The organism is Candidatus Acidianus copahuensis, assembly GCF_000632495.1.
GTDB classification, from domain to species: Archaea; Thermoproteota; Thermoprotei_A; order Sulfolobales; family Sulfolobaceae; genus Acidianus; species Acidianus copahuensis.
The window spans coordinates 1-14,969 of the sequence record NZ_JFZT01000059.1; the positions used below are offsets into that span (position 1 = coordinate 1).

The window sequence follows — 14,969 nt, forward strand, 5'->3', positions numbered from 1 at the left end:
GTTAAGAGCAACATGGTCAAGGTCATCAGTGTGACCACACCTTTAGCAGTGGAAAACTCTCTGTAAAAGAGGCATATCTTTTTTAAAAATCACAACGTGGGCACGTTCTAGAAGTGTACGCTGGGTTAACTACTTTAAACTCTTTTCCATACTTCTCCATTTACCATCTGAATATCTTCCTCATCTTGTAGAAGCTAACATCATGTAAGTGGAGGCGGAGGAATCTAGCTGAACGAGATACCAGTTGTTTGACATTTATGTCCTCCATAGCTAGACCGTCATAGTTCTCAGTGAAGAACTTCCCTATCTTGAAGTACATGTCACGATGAAAGTTGTCTATCCTTTCGAAAGTTTTAGCTATCTTCACTCTCATCTTCTCTAAGTTTTTAGAACCCTCAATTTTCCTAGACTGAGACTGTTGGAATGTCTTTAATCTCTCTAGTTTTCTTTCGTATCTTTCATGGTTCTCGACGTAACGACCGTCGGATGTTGTGAGTAGCCTATATACACCAACGTCTATACTCACTTTCCTTTCAGTCTTTTTCAATTAAGTGAACTCGTAGTCTTCGACGACGAATATCACGAAGATTTTACCAGGTTTTGCTAACTTCACTTAGTATACCTTACTCAGAACTCAAGACCGTCTTCATCAATAGGTCGAGCAATTATCATCACAACTGATTGTTATTATATATAAGAAAGTTTAAATATTCTCGTCCTTTTTTGTTAAACCTCTCTCTAGTTCACTAAAGTTATTTGGAGCGGAAAAGAAAACGGGAACGTCATGAGTTAGAGCTGCGTTAAAACTCACTAGTAACCATTGCCCAACCTCTAGATCAATTGTTCTATCCATTATTGCATCGCTTATTCCAAACGTCTCAGCTATTAATTGTCTATCGTACGGTCTTGGTAGTGTACTTATAAAGTAAGTGTGAAGCTGTTGTAAAACGTTAGTATTTAGGTAGGCTAATCTCTGCGTACTGATTAATGCGTGTAAATGATACTTTCTTCCGTGTCTAAGGAGTTTTTCAACTGCATTACTAGAAAGTTCGCTGTTGTCTTTTGACCTAGTATCAAAAGGTATGAATTCCTGAGCTTCATCTAAAACGAAAAGTATAGGAGAAGAGGAAAAGAACCTTTTCCTTCTAGCCATAGTCAAGTTTATGAGTCTGGCTACGAGAGATCTAGATTCCTCAATGTTCGGCATCTCTACCACGAATAGATCTGGACCACCTTCACTGTCCAAGACATCTATTACCATTCTCTCCACATCGTATTCTTCTCCCTGTTCAGGCTCAATTGATACGTACGCCTTAAGAGCGTTTATGAAGGAAAATATAGACGAAGTTTCCTTTAGACCACTGTCTTTTGCCATTTCCTCAACTTCATCTAATATAGGGGAAATGGAATTATCCGCTATGTCGTCTTTACTTAATTTATTCTTTCTCATCATTTCATCAATCTTCCTTAGAAGGTATCCAAAAAGAGGTCTTTGAGCAACTGCAACATACTTGTCGGTAAGCTGAGAGTTTACCATGTCTATAACTTGCCCATATGTCAGATAACCGGAGTTCTCTGGTGGTACGTAAAGTTGGGTCATCTTATTTGAGGAAAATATCTCCTGAACGCTATCGATAACTTTCTCCTTTAACTTCATCATTTCTTCAGGGATCACATGAGTTCTTAGGAATCTTCTGCTTGCATCTACCTTGTTTGCAGGGAGTCTATCTAACGTGATCAATCGTGAATTTCTTGTGAGTAGTTGATCTAGCAAGAGAACAGCATATTCCATTGATATGTCGAAAATAACTACTTTTACTCCTTTACTTAAGGCTCTTCTTATTATAACTGCAGATAGGTTTGACTTTCCTGAACCAGTGAATGCAAAAACACCTATGTGATATGTTAAAGCTTTCTCTAGGTTTATAGTTAGGTCTAGATCTTCCCCAATTATTTTTCCAATATTTATCCCGTCTGGGATACATACGAATTGCTTGTAGGCATCTCTTGACAAAATATGGACGACACTACCTGGGATAGGAGGAACATAACCTTTGATAAATTTTCCTTGTCTTAAATTAAAGAGATATCCAACAGGATATGCGTAAACTTCTAACCATGATTCGCTTTCATCTTTCCCCCAACTTTCCTCAACTTTCCTCATTATCTCATCCCTAATCTCCTTAGGTATAGAACTGTCTAAGTTTATCATTCCGTAATGTACAGGGAGAAAGTCAGCGATCTCTAAAAGAAGGTAATCTTCCTCTAGCGTTTTAACACCTAATAGCTTTCCAATAGTGATCTTTGCATTTAAAGGGAATTCTATCAAGAAATTTCTGAAGCTAACCGAACCTCTCCCATCAGCTGTTTGTCTAGTCACAACCTTAATTTCCCTAAGTCTACCAGTTATTGGTTCAAAGAAATTTCCTTCCATTTTCAATCATACTTCTGAAATCTCTATACTTTATATTCTTCCAGATATAGTCCATTCCCTTAGATCTTCTATCTCTGTAGTACTTTGCTAGTTTATCGGCTAGGAAAAGCGGATAATTATAACCTAGTGATTCTGGTATAGGTTCTTCCGATAGAGAATAGAGAAGAGATGATACAAGTTGTAAATCATCAACGTTAGTTTCAAACATAAATGTCCATCTTAAGAAGTTGAAGTAACCCCTTACGATTTCTCCATCCTTTTCCTCAATCCCAATCCAAGGAGGAGGGTAACTATTCAAGGAAGCTCTCTTTTTTTGTTCAAAGTCCTTAACTATTCCTATAACCCTATTAGGAATTCCTAATCTAACATCCATAGATATTTTTCTATCCATGAGGACTAAGTCCGTTCCTAGTTCATTCGCTAGGTTATATTCCATATTCCTCATAACCTCTTCACCCTCGCCTTCAACTATTGTTTCCTTTACAATATTAGAAATCATACGCATGTTAGTTAAGCTAAATATTACGCCAACTGCCACAACAATAGACACTTTTCCCTCATCAGTTACAACCTCGTGAAGGCTTCCATCTATTGCCACAATTCTGTCGAAAGGATATTTATCTAGTTTTAGTAACTTTATAAACGTGATTGACACTCCTCTCTCACTTATAACAGATGTTTTCATTCCAAATATTAGAGCTTTGGAAGCGAAAAGACTTAGATCTATGGGAATGAGCCAGAGCAGAATTGCTGTAAGTATTGGCGTTACACAACCAGCAGTTAAACAGTATTTAGATGTTGAGGAAAGGTTTTACTTTGAAAAACTGCTAGAATTAGGTTTAACCCCAGAGGAGGTAAACAAATTCTTAGACTCTCTTACTGAAATCCTGCTTGGTAATGACATAAAGGCTTCAATGGATTACGTAACTTCCTTCGGCTTAATGAATTTGAGCAGATTAAAGTTCTGCAAGTTTCACAGGTCAATGGATCCTAGAATACCGCAGGAGTGTAGCATTTGTGAGGATCTCTTTAAAGAGGATGAGGAAGAGGAAATGTACGTGGCCCTTTCCATGATACAGAACGAGATTATCTCCCCTCTCATACCAGAGGTAATGAGCAACTTAGCATTTGCAAAGAGGGGAGCTAAAGACATAAATGACGTTATTGCAGTTGCTGGTAGAATAACCAAAATTAGGGGAATTCCAACTCCAGCCTCTAAAGCGTTATGGGGTTCAAGTAAACATCTAGCTCAGATTTTGATAAGTATAGGAAAGATATGTCCAGAGATTAGATCTGTAATGAATATAAAATACGATGAAAAAGTTATGGTTTCAATGAAAGATATTGGCTTTAAAATAGCTGTTGTAGGTCCAACAGACTTAGCCACAAACGATAGAATAGCTGAACTAGTTTCCTCAGCTTATAGTCAAGGTATTGATGCAGTTGTTCATTTAGGTGGAAAAGGCGTTGAACCAAACACTTATATCTTTGGTAAAACGCCTATTGAAGTGGTTAAGAAGGTTTTAGAAATAGCTAGAAAATATAGAGAGTCAAATAATTAACGAGAGAAGAAAACTTTACGCTGTATTTCTCTCTCCAGGCCACCAATTATACTTCTTTAAGATTGACATTATGGCGGGAACTAAAATAGGCCTTACTATAAATGTGTCGAAAAGAACGGAAAATCCGACGCTAAATCCTATCTCTTGAAGGAATCTCATGTCGGCAGTAACTAATGAAAAAAACGCTCCTGATAGTATTAGTCCAGCAGCAGTTACTACGAGTCCAGTATTTTTTACTCCAGCTACTATTCTATCATCTTCGTTTGTCTTTCTTTCCTCTCTTATACGTAAAACGATAAACAGATCATAGTCTATTCCAAGACTGAAAAGAATTGCAAATACAATCAATGGAGATAGCCAATACACTGAGCCAAAGACTATATCCATAACCCCAACGCCAACTAGGGAGCTAATAGCTAGAGTGAAGACTAACCTTAATGGAATAACTATTGATCTTAGGACTAGGAAAAGGTAAGCAGCTATCGCAATAATTGTTAATGGTAAAACAAAAGAGAAGTATATTCCTACGGTGTTATTTACAATGTCTATCCTGTTTGCGTTACTACCTCCAACCATAAATCCTTGATTTATCAAGTATTGGGTAAAGTTTATGGCCTTACTGCTAAACACTGGATAAGGTATAAGGGCTTCAACGTAACTATAGTTATGAGAGTAATAAAGATCAGTAACGTAACTAGGCTTAGGTATAATAAAAGTACCAAGAGATGCCGGCCCGTAAGCTAAACCTCCTGATCTAATAACTTCTTGGCTAACCAACGCTATATTGGCATAGGTAGAGTTTGGATTTCCTTTAAAAAGAATATAGTCTGTACTATAGTTAAACATAGATGAAAGAAATTTCTCTCCCTCTACCGTCTCAGAAGTTGATGGGACAATTTCAGTGAACGCTACATTTGTTGGATGATCCTTAATCACAAAGAACGAACCTATTACAAGGATAACCATTAAGGCAAGTATTAGATATTTCCATTTAATAGCAAATTTTGCCGATTTTTCAAGATATTTTTGCCTAGCATCAATAGGATTTGGTACCTCTTTTCTAGGGAATCCCAACCATTTTATAGGCAAAATCTTAAGCATGGAAAAGGTGAAAAGTATTGCAGGGATAAGAGAGGATAATGATGCCACAACTAGAGCTTCACCGATATTCCTCAAAAGAGGAGACGTAGATAATATAAACGTTGAGAACGCTAAGGTTATTGAAAGTCCACTAAACGTGGCTCCTCTACCTGCAGTTTTAAGGGCTACTGTTAACGGGTTTTTAGTTCCTTTTCTTAACTCCTCAAAATACCTATACATCAATAGAATCGAATAGTCAATAGTTATTCCGAAAACTATGGGAGGTATAACTAGGCCAGAAATGTAGTAAATAGAGTAACCGAACAATGTTAAGGAGTATAGAACCGAATATCCTATCACTAGACCTATGACTGCGCTAGAGATAAGCAAGAGTATAGGAAGAAGACTTCTTAAAAGTATTGCTAGAAGAAACCCAACTAGGGCAACTGTAACTACATCAATTACCTCTATGTCTTTTCCAGTGTAATATGCGGACTGGGCGTAAATCGGAAAGTGCCCAGTTACTAGACCATTAACAGACTGGATAAATTGCTGGACTTTAGTCAGGCTCTCATTCCTAGGTACTGTCACTATAAAGAGCCACGAATCTCCTCTATGAAAATTACTAATTGTTATCGGAGGAGGTTTAACTATTTGTTCAACTCTCATCAAAACATAAGATCTAGGATTCTCTATCGCCTCTTCAGGTAGCGAAATTCCAGAAACTTTCTTAATAACAAGAGAATAGTTTGAGAAAGTATTTAGAAAATCTTTAATTAAGGAAGAATTGGTGTAATTTGAAAAAGAGAAAAATAAGACAAAAGGATCTTTAAATGTCTTGTAACCAGCAATTCCAGCGTAGGTTAAGTTATGCCCTTCATAATTTTTTAGGAATTCTTGCAGATACGTTGTGTTTCTTACTTCTTTTCCAAGAGGGAATCCATATGTTACGTTTAATTGATATTCAAACCAAGATAAATTTTGAAGAAGTATTTCTCTAGTTTTTACTGCATTAACATATATATTATGAAGCGGCAATAGTTCTTTTGTGTAGTTTTCAACTATAGGATTTATTGTAGAGAAATACGTTTTATTTTCTTGGCTTATAATATTAAAAGGATTTATCACTACCGCATCTTCTAGGATTTTTGCTTTACTCTCTACTTGTTCTAAAGACGTGTTGTAACTGCCATTTACAATGACGAAAATCTCTGATCTTTGAGTTAGGTTAAAGTACTCTTTCATGATATCGTTAACTTTTACGCTCTGATATGCAGTGGTTAGAAATGGCGAGTCGCTATAGACGAAGTGATTTTGTATACCTATTATAAATGGAGAAAGAGTTGCAACAATTACCAGCCAAGGTAAAATAAGCAAAACAGCTCTTCTTGACATAATAAAAATAACTTTTTACTCTCGATAAAACAGTTGTGGAAATACCAGTTTAATATATGGAACACATTTATCTTAAAAATACGCGATAACATTATGCCCTCTTTGGAAGACGCATTAATACTCCTAGAAGAAGTTGAAAAAATAATAAATGAATATGAGCCAAGGAAAGAAGATAAAGATAAGCTAGATAAGTTATTAGGAAAAAACATGAAAATTGAGGCAGAAGTATATGTAAAGTATATAAGCGTTTGAAATCAATTTATTTTTTGTGCTGTACGAGATATCAATAGATAATTTAAATTCAGAGAATAGGTTTCTCACAGAGTCTGGGCATATAGCGTCAATCTCAAATTCCTTAAAAGAGGAATTAGAGGGATTAAATGTAAATATTGATAGATTTTCTGAAGCTGTTATCGATTTCCTAAAGGACGATAGTAAGATCTATTCAACATACATGAAGCCCATAAAGGTTACGGGTAATTGTCCAATTTTCACAAGGGTTTTAGATTTATGGATTACGCATACAGCAGGTCAAACTCACGTAATAACCCTCGTGTCAAACTATGGAGATATAAGCGAAGTAATGTTTGTAGATCCTATAGTATTTAACTATGCATCAGAGAAAATAATGGATATAGCCTCATCAAGCGAGTGCATGGAATTATCTATGCCTTTTCCATATAAGTTCGTAGTATTTGAAACTTTCAATGCCTTTTCTAAAAAGTTCTCAACCGACTTTTTAGGAGTTATAGGGCATAGGGAAAAGTATTTGATGGCTTACAAGTCAACTAAGGCTATAATGTGGAAGGTTGAGTCTACTAAAGTTGACTATCTAGGAAACTTCCATGATTCAATGATTAGAAATTTATAGCTATCATCAATATTATCATGGTTATCTTGAGTAGAAAGCTAGAGTATTGGGAATACGAGTTCAGGAACTTGAGCGAAATAACTTCAATATTGTTAGCAGTATTTTCTGTTGCGGTTGTTGGGATAAGAAACTTAATAGCCGCCCTAGTGACTACACACGTGATAACTACATTTGACTTTATAGGAGGCTTCATATTTCCAGTAGTAGCTGCTGTATTGGCTATAATTCCTCACGAAATTGCTCACAGACAGGTCGCAAGAAGATATGGTTGCTATTCTAGGTTTACTCTGAGCTTTACAGGCTTTCTTGCTACTACAATCATTAACTTGATAGCCTTCTTCGGACTTGTATTTTTCTCTGGTTATACGCTAATAGCTTGTAGGTTTTTCTCAGCTGATAATGAGATTAATGGAAAAACTGCCGCTGCAGGTCCTGCTACAAATATAGCTTTAGCTTTACTATTTTACGTTCTTTCTCATGTAACTCCGTTCTTCTTACTTAACCTATTCTTCTTTTACGTTAGCGCGTTCAACGCATTTGTAGCATTCTTTAACTTGTTACCTTTCTGGGTATTGGATGGATTAAAGGTATTTAAGTGGAATATTGCGGTCTGGGCAATAATGATAGTAATCTCTTTAGCTATTATGTTTCTTACAGGTCAGATATGAAACCAACTATTGTGATTATGGCTTTAGTTGTCTTAGGATATGTAGTCGGAGTTATAACGTCTAACTTTTATCCGTCGATCTTTTTTTATCTTATACAAGTTAACTACTTGGTCTTCCAAGGCTATTACTTGTCACTTGTAACGTCTATCTTTGTTACTAATAGCCTTCTAGATTTTTCTCTGAACTTCTTAGCTTTGGCAGTGATCTACGCGTTATTTAGATCGAAAGCGGGAAAGATTGAATACTTGGTCTTCTTCTTCTCAGGTATCCTAGGAAATATCCTTAGTCTTTTCCTATTTCCCCCATTAGTTGCCTCTGAGGGAGCTTCTGGGGGAATATTTGGAGTTTTTGCCTTTTATTTAGTAGACGATATGCTTGAACTACATAGATTTGACTGGAATGATCTTGGAATCCTTCTCTTTGTCTTCATAGCAAGCGATATATTACCTAACGTGGACTACTTTGCTCATATAGGAGGCATCTTAGGAGGAGTAATACTTGCAGTTTTAGCTGATCGGCTTAATAGAGGTAAGAGAGAATCTTGGAGAATATGAATTTAATCGAGGAAATACTCTTTATAACAGGAATAGCTATGATGCCTTATGGAATATACGAGATATTAAAGGGAAATGGAACAAAAGGCGTAAAGGCCTTATTAGCAGGAATTTCGATAGGGTTATTTTTGTTGAGTTAATATTAACTAGATGATAATTCTAGTTACAGGTACTCCTGGAGTTGGTAAGACATCAGTAGCTAAGGAAATTGCTAGGAAGTTATCCCTTGAGTATGTTCATGTCTCAGAGTTCGTGTTAAAAAACAACTTATTTTCATCCTATGATCCAGTTAGAGAAACTTATGAGATTGATGATGAAGTAGTTGCGAGGAGTTTAAACGAATACCTTAAGACGAAGGATGCAGTAGTAGAGTCAGTTTATCCCTCTTTGCTTGATAATGCCGACTTAGTTATTGTTCTAAGGAGAAATCCATTGAGTCTATACAAAGAACTTAAGGAAAGAGGTTGGCCAGAATTGAAGGTTGCTGAAAACGTAGAAGCAGAGGCAATAGGTTACGTACTTCAAGAAGCGATGGATTGGTTCGGCAATGCATGTCAAGTAGACACTACAGGAAGAAAAGCCGAAGAAGTTGTAAATCTATGCCTAAAGAAAGACTGCGAGGATATAGACTGGTTAAGTGATAAGAGGGTTCAAGAATTACTCTTCTCCTTAGATAATGTTATTATCTCGAATGAGAAATAGGAAGTAATGAGTTCCAATCCTTTTAGGATACAATCTCCTCAGCCATCAGGAAAACAGCCTAGAGACCTTAGGAAAGCTCAACCCCAAGTTCAGGGAGCTGATCTAAAGATTCAGATGAGGATGAAAAGTGTAAAGTATAAAATAGCAATACTTAGTGGTAAAGGCGGAGTAGGGAAATCATTTGTCTCTTCAAACTTAGCGATGGCTTTAGCTGCAGCTGGAAGAAGTGTAGGAATTATCGACGTTGACTTTCATGGTCCTTCTGTACCTAAGATGTTAGGAGTAAGAGGTCAGGCCCTAACTGCTGATGATGAAGGAATAATTCCAGTTGCTGGACCATTTGGAATTAAAGTAGTCTCTGTAGATTTTCTTCTCCCTAGAGATGACACCCCAGTAGTTTGGAGAGGAGCAATAAAGCATACTGCAATAAAGCAATTCCTAGGAGATGTAAAGTGGGGTGAACTTGACTATTTACTTCTCGATATGCCCCCTGGAACTGGAGACGAAGCTTTATCCGTTGCTCAGCTTGTACCTAATATAAGTGGATTTGTCATAGTTACAATACCTTCAGAAGTATCAACTTTAGCAGTTAAGAAATCAATAAACTTTGCTAAAACTCTTAACGCCAAGATACTCGGTGTAATTGAAAACATGAGCTATTTCGTATGTCCCTCAGATAGTAAGTCGTATTATATCTTTGGTGAAGGAAAAGGGAAAAAGATGGCTGATGAAATGAAAGTCGACTTGTTGGGTCAAGTTCCAATAGATCCTAAGATAGCTGAGGCAAACGATTTAGGGGAGCCGTTCTTCCTAAAGTACATGGATTCACCTGCTTCAAAAGAGTTTCTACAAATTGCGGATAAGATTATGAAGATTTCTGAGAGTTCACAGGGGTAGTGAAACTCTTTCGAATTCTAGGATAACAAAAGGTTTTCGAATGTGGTTTTTAGAAATTTTTATGAGTCCCACACTGAGGCTGTATAAAGGTGTGGGGTGATACTTTCAGAGATCCTTGCAATTGATCCCGCTGTCCTATGATCTCATACTAGAGGTATACTATCAAGAAAGATGTGGGTGAGAAGAAAGTGCTAGAGGATTACCTTGTAACGCATTTAGCGATCTAAAGATACCATCCGAGAAAACGGTAAACTAATCGGATCTTTCAATCTCAACTTTCTCTTCAATTCTCCAGACTCGATCTCCAATCACCATAGCTTGGTTTCTTTGTGGAACAATTTCATTAACCTCGTACTTTGTAGCAGTTAAGGAAGTCTTGAAATTAACAGGCTTCTCTCTAGTTCTAGATATTTTACAACTTAACCAAGTCCATTGTGATTGATCTCACAATGATACCTAGAAAGTGTATGTGAAAACAATTTTTCCCAAAAGGAGTTTTTATCAATCTTCACCTTCTCTAGTGGATTCTTTAGTCACCTTATTTCCCATTAAGGTAAAAAGGAACTTTTTTCTCTTGTAATCTGGACGCTTTTCCACTTTTCCTTCTCTTGTCATCTCAGCTAGAACTTTTCTTATTTGAATAATAGGAGTTTCAGGGTTTTTATTAAGAATAGCATCTCTTATCTCTTCAGAAGTTTTGCCTTCTCCCTTTTTTAGGAGATCGACTATTATCTTTTCTATTTCGGTATTATCCATATGATTTACTCTGCTTTCCTTTATAAAAAATTTAGGTCTCTATATACATATAACTTTAAAAAGAATAAAAACTAAGAGTTAAGATAGTGAAACAAATATGAGTATTGAAATTAGTGATAAAAGCGTTTTATTGAAAAGATTTCTTATGGTAGGTTATGGATTATCGGAAGCAGATGTAGACGCATTTACAAAGATCTTAGGAAGTAGCGAGGGAAAGGACGTAGATACTATATCAGAAGAACTAGGTATAAGCAAGAGTAGAGCTAGCTTAATACTAAAGAAGCTGGCAGACGCTGGATTGATAGATAAGAAAAAGAGCAGTGGAGCTAAGGGTGGAAGACCAAAGTTTGTCTACTATGTCAGCAAACAGGATACCATAAGTAGATTGCTCAGAAAAGCTCAAGAGTTATGCTCTGATTTATCTAATATTATAAAAGGGCTGTAATACCATTATACATCATAAATGTACCAAAGGATATTAAAATAATCAGAGAGAAGATTTTTACAATATTTATATATTTGCTTCCTATTTTGTTTATTACGCTCACAAAGGAGGCTATCCAGATAAGTATTCCTGCGAAAAATGAAGGAATGACGCTTAATCCTAGGTTATTTATTGCAAAGAGTCCTGTAGTTAACCACCAAGATATCTGGTAAGGATTAGATAAGCCTATAGTTAATCCCTTAAAGTAATTTCCTTTTCTGCTAGAAGTGGAAGGCTTAGCCTTATATGTCAAGTAACCTAGGTAAAACATGAGAATACCTCCTGATATATATAAGTAAGGTAAGACGAATAAGGGAATTATCCCCTTTATAGTATAAGTTATTACAAAAAAGATGAGATCCGCGGTCATAGCACCTAATCCTACAAGACTACCTTTAACCCTAGAGATTGTTGACTCGAAAGCCATTATAGCATTTATAGGACCTGGAGGTGCAGCCATGGACAGTCCAAGCAAGATGCCTAAAATAATAGGTATCATATAAAAGAGGATTATATATTAAGATTTTAGATTTATCTTTATGGAGATTAAGGTTAAAGATTGAGGTCAGTTTATGAGGATCTCTGTTATACAATGATCGGAACTTCTAGGTTACAACTGAAAGCCTCGCCCTTCAGATCGAGTAGGAGGTCAGACGATAGTTATAAGATGTCTTGAAGGGAACTCTAACTATAATAGGACTAGTCTTAGGAAAAGGAAAAAGCTTTGATCTTTCTGTTAGATAGCCCTTGTTCATAGAACAGGATAAAGTGGAACTACCTTTGATGACATTTCCTCACTTTTATAATATGGAAAAGTTAAATTACCTTTCCTATATTTATTATATCTGATTTTTATTCAGGGTTATTTCCTATTTCATCAAATCAAGACTCGGCAAACTCATCATCATAAAAAATTTGGCATATAGCTTAAAACTATTATCTTTACATTAGAAATACCTTTGTGATTGCACTTAATGTTTAGTAGAATATTTTAAAAACTATTATGAGTATTTATACATATGAGGATAATTGCTTTAGGAGGAGGATTTGCAGGTTTAGCAGCTAGAAAGTTAGGGGCTACAGTGATTGATGAGAAGGATTATTTTGTTTTACCTCATCGATTAGTTGACGTAATAAGAACAGGAGATCCAGATATAGCGAGGATTTCTTATCCTAGTGATATCATTAAAACTAGGGTAAGGAAAGTTGACTTTAGGGGAAAGAAAGTTATAACTGATATTGGAGAAATTCAATATGATAAGCTAATAGTCTCATTAGGTTATTCTCAGAATGTTATTCCCGGTACTTTAAAGATTGAGACAGTTGAAGAAGCACTTTCCTTAAGAGAGAAGATAAATTCATCAAAAAAAGTAGCAATTTTGGGAGGAGGTCCGTTAGGAGTTGAACTTGCTTGGGTTTCTAAGGAAATGGGGAAAGAAGTCTATCTAATTGAGGGAAAAGATAGACTGCTTTCCTTTATGTCTAAGGAAGCATCATTTTATGCTAAATCTAAGCTTGAAGAGCTAGGAGTTAAAGTAATGACTAACACTAAAGTTAGCGAAATTTCTGGAAAAATTATACATACAACTAATGGAAAAATTGAGGCTGATGTTTCTATTTCCTCTCTCGGTTTTAAGGGACCTTCTATTATTTCTGAAATGGGGTTAACTCACGTTAACGATCGGATGTTGGTTGACGACTACCTTCAGTCTGTTGATTATGATGATGTTTACGGTGCTGGAGATTGTGCAACAACTAAGGGTTTTATACCCATGTCAGCCCAGGTCGCAGTCCAAGCTGGAACCAGAGCAGCTCTAAATGCTCTAGGCAAAGATGAAAAGTTCTCATATAGGCAATTTGCAGTTATTGTTAGAATAGGGGATGAGTACTTTGGAGACTTTTTAGGTAGGTTCGTTAAAGGAAGTTTTGCAAAATTAGCTGAGAAAATAGGAATATATAGAGCTACAAGATTAGTAATCTGATCGAATCTTTTTATTTCTTACCCCGAATATATTCGGGATGCTTTACGTAACTATAAGGACAAAACTTGAGGATTGGGCCAAAGGAATTGATTGGACAAACAATTCCTTGACGATTTTAGAAATTAAGCCGTCAATTGGAGGGTTTAAGGCCTTAGTTAAGTTTAAAGGAGAAGAGGAAACTATTGGAAAACTCGGCTGGAAATTATCTAGAATATCAAGGTATTATCTAGGAACTATAGTACTTAATGGGGATGAAGAAAGGATCTTATCGAAGTATATAGTGATGAGAGGTAATGTTTCATCAGAAGGAATATTTTGGACTGTAGTTTTAGTTGACTATTTAGAGTTGAAGAATATGCTTAAGGAACTGTTTGAATCCTCTCTTGAGGTTAAAGTCCTTAAGGTAATTAAGGCGAGAGGACAAGATGCCTTAACGGCAAGGCAAGAGCAAATATTAAGGATCGCCTTTGACGCTGGATACTATGATTATCCTAAGAGAATACGATTAAAGGAGCTTGCAGAAAAGCTAAACTTAAGTGTAGCTAGCTTAACAGAGATCTTAAGAAGAGCTGAAAAAAACGTAATAAGCACATTCTTTAGGGAGAGAGGAATTTGACTCACGGAGGATCTCAATGGTTAAATGGTAAACCGCCAACAATCAAGGATTTCAGCGTAAACTTAAATCCACTAGGGACTCCTAAGTTCCTTGAAGAGTTGATTCAAGAGGCGGTAATTAGTGGGGCATACAAGTATTACCCTGACAATTATAAAGAACTTAAAAAGAAAATTGCTGAAATTTATAATGTAAGTGAAGAATTAATTGGAGTTTTTAATGGTGCTTCAGAGGCAATTTTTCTTTTGAATGACTATGGCGTAATTGAGCCTAACTTTTCAGAATATAAGAGGAGTTGGTCTTATTTTGCTGAAGAGTCTGAAAAGGATTTCATATTTAAACTTCAGGGAAAGAAAATTATCGTGAGTAATCCAAATAATCCAACTGGTAGCAGAATTTCCTTGGAGGAGATCGTAGAGTTCCTTTCAAATGGAGGGGAGTTAGTTATCGATGAGTCGTTTGCTGATATCAGTTCTGTTGAGAGAACACTAAAGTTAACCGATGAGTTCGATAAGTTACTTGTCATCTCAACTTTTACAAAATCCTTGGCCATTCCCGGACTCAGAATAGGCTTTACATTTGGAAAGAAGAGTAATGAATTAGAAAGCAAAGCTCCTCCTTGGAGAGTTAATACTATAGTATATTATGCTATCGCAAACGTTGATAGTAAGGAAATATCAAAGTTCTTCCACGAGAGTAAGAGAGAAGTTGAACAAATAAGGGAAAAAATGATCTCCTCCTTAAATGTAAAGACTTACAAGAGTTACGCTCCTTATATACTAGCTAAATTTCCTACGTCTGTAAGGAAAATAAATGAAAAATTGACTAGTTTAGGATATAAAATTCGCGATTGTTCTGACTTTGTTGGATTAAATGAATTTTATGGAAGGATAGCAGTTAGATCAGATTATAAGGGACTTTTCGTAGCATTGGATAATTTGCTTGAACATGGAAACTAGGCAAAAAATTTA

The 14,969-nt window shown here is 36.1% G+C and carries 19 protein-coding genes; 12 read left to right on the forward strand and 7 right to left on the reverse strand.

Annotated elements, in window-relative coordinates; translation table 11 throughout:
• Positions 1-82: 82 nt before the first annotated feature.
• From CM19_RS13585 to CM19_RS11110, 4 genes are all read right to left on the reverse strand, one after another.
• Complete coding sequence (locus tag CM19_RS13585) at positions 83-160, reverse strand: zinc ribbon domain-containing protein (protein ID WP_081801158.1); 78 nt, start codon at positions 158-160, stop codon at positions 83-85.
• Positions 161-547: a transposase gene (locus tag CM19_RS11100; protein ID WP_052349546.1), complete on the reverse strand. Its 387-nt coding sequence runs from the start codon at positions 545-547 to the stop codon at positions 161-163.
• 156 nt (positions 548-703) lie between these two features.
• Positions 704-2,434 (reverse strand): ATP-binding protein, encoded by a 1,731-nt coding sequence (locus CM19_RS11105; protein WP_048100518.1) that lies wholly within the window; start codon positions 2,432-2,434, stop codon positions 704-706.
• Positions 2,415-3,089: a DNA double-strand break repair nuclease NurA gene (locus CM19_RS11110; protein ID WP_048100519.1), complete on the reverse strand. Its 675-nt coding sequence runs from the start codon at positions 3,087-3,089 to the stop codon at positions 2,415-2,417. The genes CM19_RS11105 and CM19_RS11110 overlap by 20 nt, the downstream gene beginning before the upstream one ends.
• Between CM19_RS11110 and CM19_RS11115 the strand changes: the two genes are divergently transcribed.
• Complete coding sequence (locus CM19_RS11115) at positions 3,079-3,996, forward strand: thiamine-phosphate synthase family protein (RefSeq protein ID WP_048100520.1); 918 nt, start codon at positions 3,079-3,081, stop codon at positions 3,994-3,996. The two genes, CM19_RS11110 and CM19_RS11115, sit on opposite strands and share 11 nt — an antisense overlap.
• A gap of 15 nt (positions 3,997-4,011) precedes the next feature.
• Here the strand turns inward: CM19_RS11115 and CM19_RS11120 are convergent, their stop codons facing one another.
• Positions 4,012-6,471 (reverse strand): MMPL/RND family transporter, encoded by a 2,460-nt coding sequence (locus CM19_RS11120; RefSeq protein WP_048100521.1) that lies wholly within the window; start codon positions 6,469-6,471, stop codon positions 4,012-4,014.
• Positions 6,472-6,564: 93 nt separating this feature from the next.
• Between CM19_RS11120 and CM19_RS13220 the strand changes: the two genes are divergently transcribed.
• Genes CM19_RS13220 through CM19_RS11145 form a run of 7 tightly spaced genes read left to right on the forward strand, consistent with a single transcriptional unit; the run spans position 6,565 to position 10,163 of the window.
• On the forward strand, positions 6,565-6,723 hold the full coding sequence (locus CM19_RS13220; RefSeq protein WP_171714601.1) for a hypothetical protein: 159 nt from the start codon (positions 6,565-6,567) through the stop codon (positions 6,721-6,723).
• A gap of 16 nt (positions 6,724-6,739) precedes the next feature.
• The gene (locus CM19_RS11125; RefSeq protein ID WP_048100522.1) at positions 6,740-7,342 is read left to right on the forward strand and encodes a hypothetical protein; all 603 of its coding nucleotides are present in this window, start codon (positions 6,740-6,742) and stop codon (positions 7,340-7,342) included.
• A gap of 26 nt (positions 7,343-7,368) precedes the next feature.
• On the forward strand, positions 7,369-8,010 hold the full coding sequence (locus CM19_RS11130) for a zinc metalloprotease (RefSeq protein WP_048100549.1): 642 nt from the start codon (positions 7,369-7,371) through the stop codon (positions 8,008-8,010).
• Positions 8,007-8,564: a rhomboid family intramembrane serine protease gene (locus CM19_RS11135; RefSeq protein ID WP_048100523.1), complete on the forward strand. Its 558-nt coding sequence runs from the start codon at positions 8,007-8,009 to the stop codon at positions 8,562-8,564. The genes CM19_RS11130 and CM19_RS11135 overlap by 4 nt, the downstream gene beginning before the upstream one ends.
• Positions 8,561-8,704, forward strand: coding sequence for a hypothetical protein (locus tag CM19_RS13225; RefSeq protein ID WP_200869413.1), 144 nt, complete (start codon positions 8,561-8,563; stop codon positions 8,702-8,704). Before CM19_RS11135 ends, CM19_RS13225 begins: the two co-directional genes overlap by 4 nt.
• 10 nt (positions 8,705-8,714) lie before the next feature.
• A complete protein-coding gene (locus CM19_RS11140) occupies positions 8,715-9,266 on the forward strand; it encodes an adenylate kinase family protein (protein WP_048100524.1) in 552 nt (183 codons plus the stop codon).
• A gap of 6 nt (positions 9,267-9,272) precedes the next feature.
• Positions 9,273-10,163: an Mrp/NBP35 family ATP-binding protein gene (locus tag CM19_RS11145; RefSeq protein WP_048100525.1), complete on the forward strand. Its 891-nt coding sequence runs from the start codon at positions 9,273-9,275 to the stop codon at positions 10,161-10,163.
• A 501-nt stretch (positions 10,164-10,664) separates the two neighbouring features.
• Here CM19_RS11145 and CM19_RS11150 read toward each other — a convergent pair.
• A complete protein-coding gene (locus tag CM19_RS11150) occupies positions 10,665-10,919 on the reverse strand; it encodes a hypothetical protein (RefSeq protein ID WP_048100526.1) in 255 nt (84 codons plus the stop codon).
• A 97-nt stretch (positions 10,920-11,016) separates the two neighbouring features.
• On the opposite strand from CM19_RS11150, the gene CM19_RS11155 reads away from it, so the two are divergent.
• A complete protein-coding gene (locus tag CM19_RS11155; protein WP_048100527.1) occupies positions 11,017-11,364 on the forward strand; it encodes a helix-turn-helix domain-containing protein in 348 nt (115 codons plus the stop codon).
• Here CM19_RS11155 and CM19_RS11160 read toward each other — a convergent pair.
• Positions 11,348-11,902: a LysE family translocator gene (locus CM19_RS11160; protein ID WP_235185680.1), complete on the reverse strand. Its 555-nt coding sequence runs from the start codon at positions 11,900-11,902 to the stop codon at positions 11,348-11,350. The genes CM19_RS11155 and CM19_RS11160 overlap by 17 nt on opposite strands.
• A gap of 520 nt (positions 11,903-12,422) precedes the next feature.
• On the opposite strand from CM19_RS11160, the gene CM19_RS11165 reads away from it, so the two are divergent.
• From CM19_RS11165 to CM19_RS11175, 3 genes are read left to right on the forward strand one after another with little or no spacing between them, the layout of a single operon-like run.
• Entirely contained in the window at positions 12,423-13,385 is a 963-nt protein-coding gene (locus tag CM19_RS11165; protein WP_048100529.1) for an NAD(P)/FAD-dependent oxidoreductase, read from the forward strand.
• A 37-nt stretch (positions 13,386-13,422) separates the two neighbouring features.
• Positions 13,423-14,001, forward strand: coding sequence for a helix-turn-helix domain-containing protein (locus CM19_RS11170; RefSeq protein ID WP_048100530.1), 579 nt, complete (start codon positions 13,423-13,425; stop codon positions 13,999-14,001).
• Positions 13,998-14,957 carry an aminotransferase class I/II-fold pyridoxal phosphate-dependent enzyme gene (locus CM19_RS11175; RefSeq protein ID WP_048100531.1) on the forward strand — a complete coding sequence of 320 codons (960 nt, stop codon included), beginning with the start codon at positions 13,998-14,000 and terminating at the stop codon, positions 14,955-14,957. Before CM19_RS11170 ends, CM19_RS11175 begins: the two co-directional genes overlap by 4 nt.
• The last annotated feature ends 12 nt before the right edge of the window (positions 14,958-14,969 follow it).

What these genes read in the sequence shown, in the direction of transcription:
- CM19_RS13585 (WP_081801158.1), bottom strand. Translation starts at nt 160, where the DNA reads ATGGAGAAGTATGGAAAAGAGTTTAAAGTAGTTAACCCAGCGTACACT.
- CM19_RS11150 (WP_048100526.1), bottom strand. Translation starts at nt 10,919, where the DNA reads ATGGATAATACCGAAATAGAAAAGATAATAGTCGATCTCCTAAAAAAG.
- CM19_RS11135 (WP_048100523.1), top strand. Translation starts at nt 8,007, where the DNA reads ATGAAACCAACTATTGTGATTATGGCTTTAGTTGTCTTAGGATATGTA.
- CM19_RS13225 (WP_200869413.1), top strand. Translation starts at nt 8,561, where the DNA reads ATGAATTTAATCGAGGAAATACTCTTTATAACAGGAATAGCTATGATG.
- CM19_RS11170 (WP_048100530.1), top strand. Translation starts at nt 13,423, where the DNA reads ATGCTTTACGTAACTATAAGGACAAAACTTGAGGATTGGGCCAAAGGA.
- CM19_RS13220 (WP_171714601.1), top strand. Translation starts at nt 6,565, where the DNA reads ATGCCCTCTTTGGAAGACGCATTAATACTCCTAGAAGAAGTTGAAAAA.
- CM19_RS11105 (WP_048100518.1), bottom strand. Translation starts at nt 2,434, where the DNA reads ATGGAAGGAAATTTCTTTGAACCAATAACTGGTAGACTTAGGGAAATT.
- CM19_RS11145 (WP_048100525.1), top strand. Translation starts at nt 9,273, where the DNA reads ATGAGTTCCAATCCTTTTAGGATACAATCTCCTCAGCCATCAGGAAAA.
- CM19_RS11120 (WP_048100521.1), bottom strand. Translation starts at nt 6,471, where the DNA reads ATGTCAAGAAGAGCTGTTTTGCTTATTTTACCTTGGCTGGTAATTGTT.
- CM19_RS11165 (WP_048100529.1), top strand. Translation starts at nt 12,423, where the DNA reads ATGAGGATAATTGCTTTAGGAGGAGGATTTGCAGGTTTAGCAGCTAGA.
- CM19_RS11155 (WP_048100527.1), top strand. Translation starts at nt 11,017, where the DNA reads ATGAGTATTGAAATTAGTGATAAAAGCGTTTTATTGAAAAGATTTCTT.
- CM19_RS11160 (WP_235185680.1), bottom strand. Translation starts at nt 11,902, where the DNA reads ATGATACCTATTATTTTAGGCATCTTGCTTGGACTGTCCATGGCTGCA.
- CM19_RS11140 (WP_048100524.1), top strand. Translation starts at nt 8,715, where the DNA reads ATGATAATTCTAGTTACAGGTACTCCTGGAGTTGGTAAGACATCAGTA.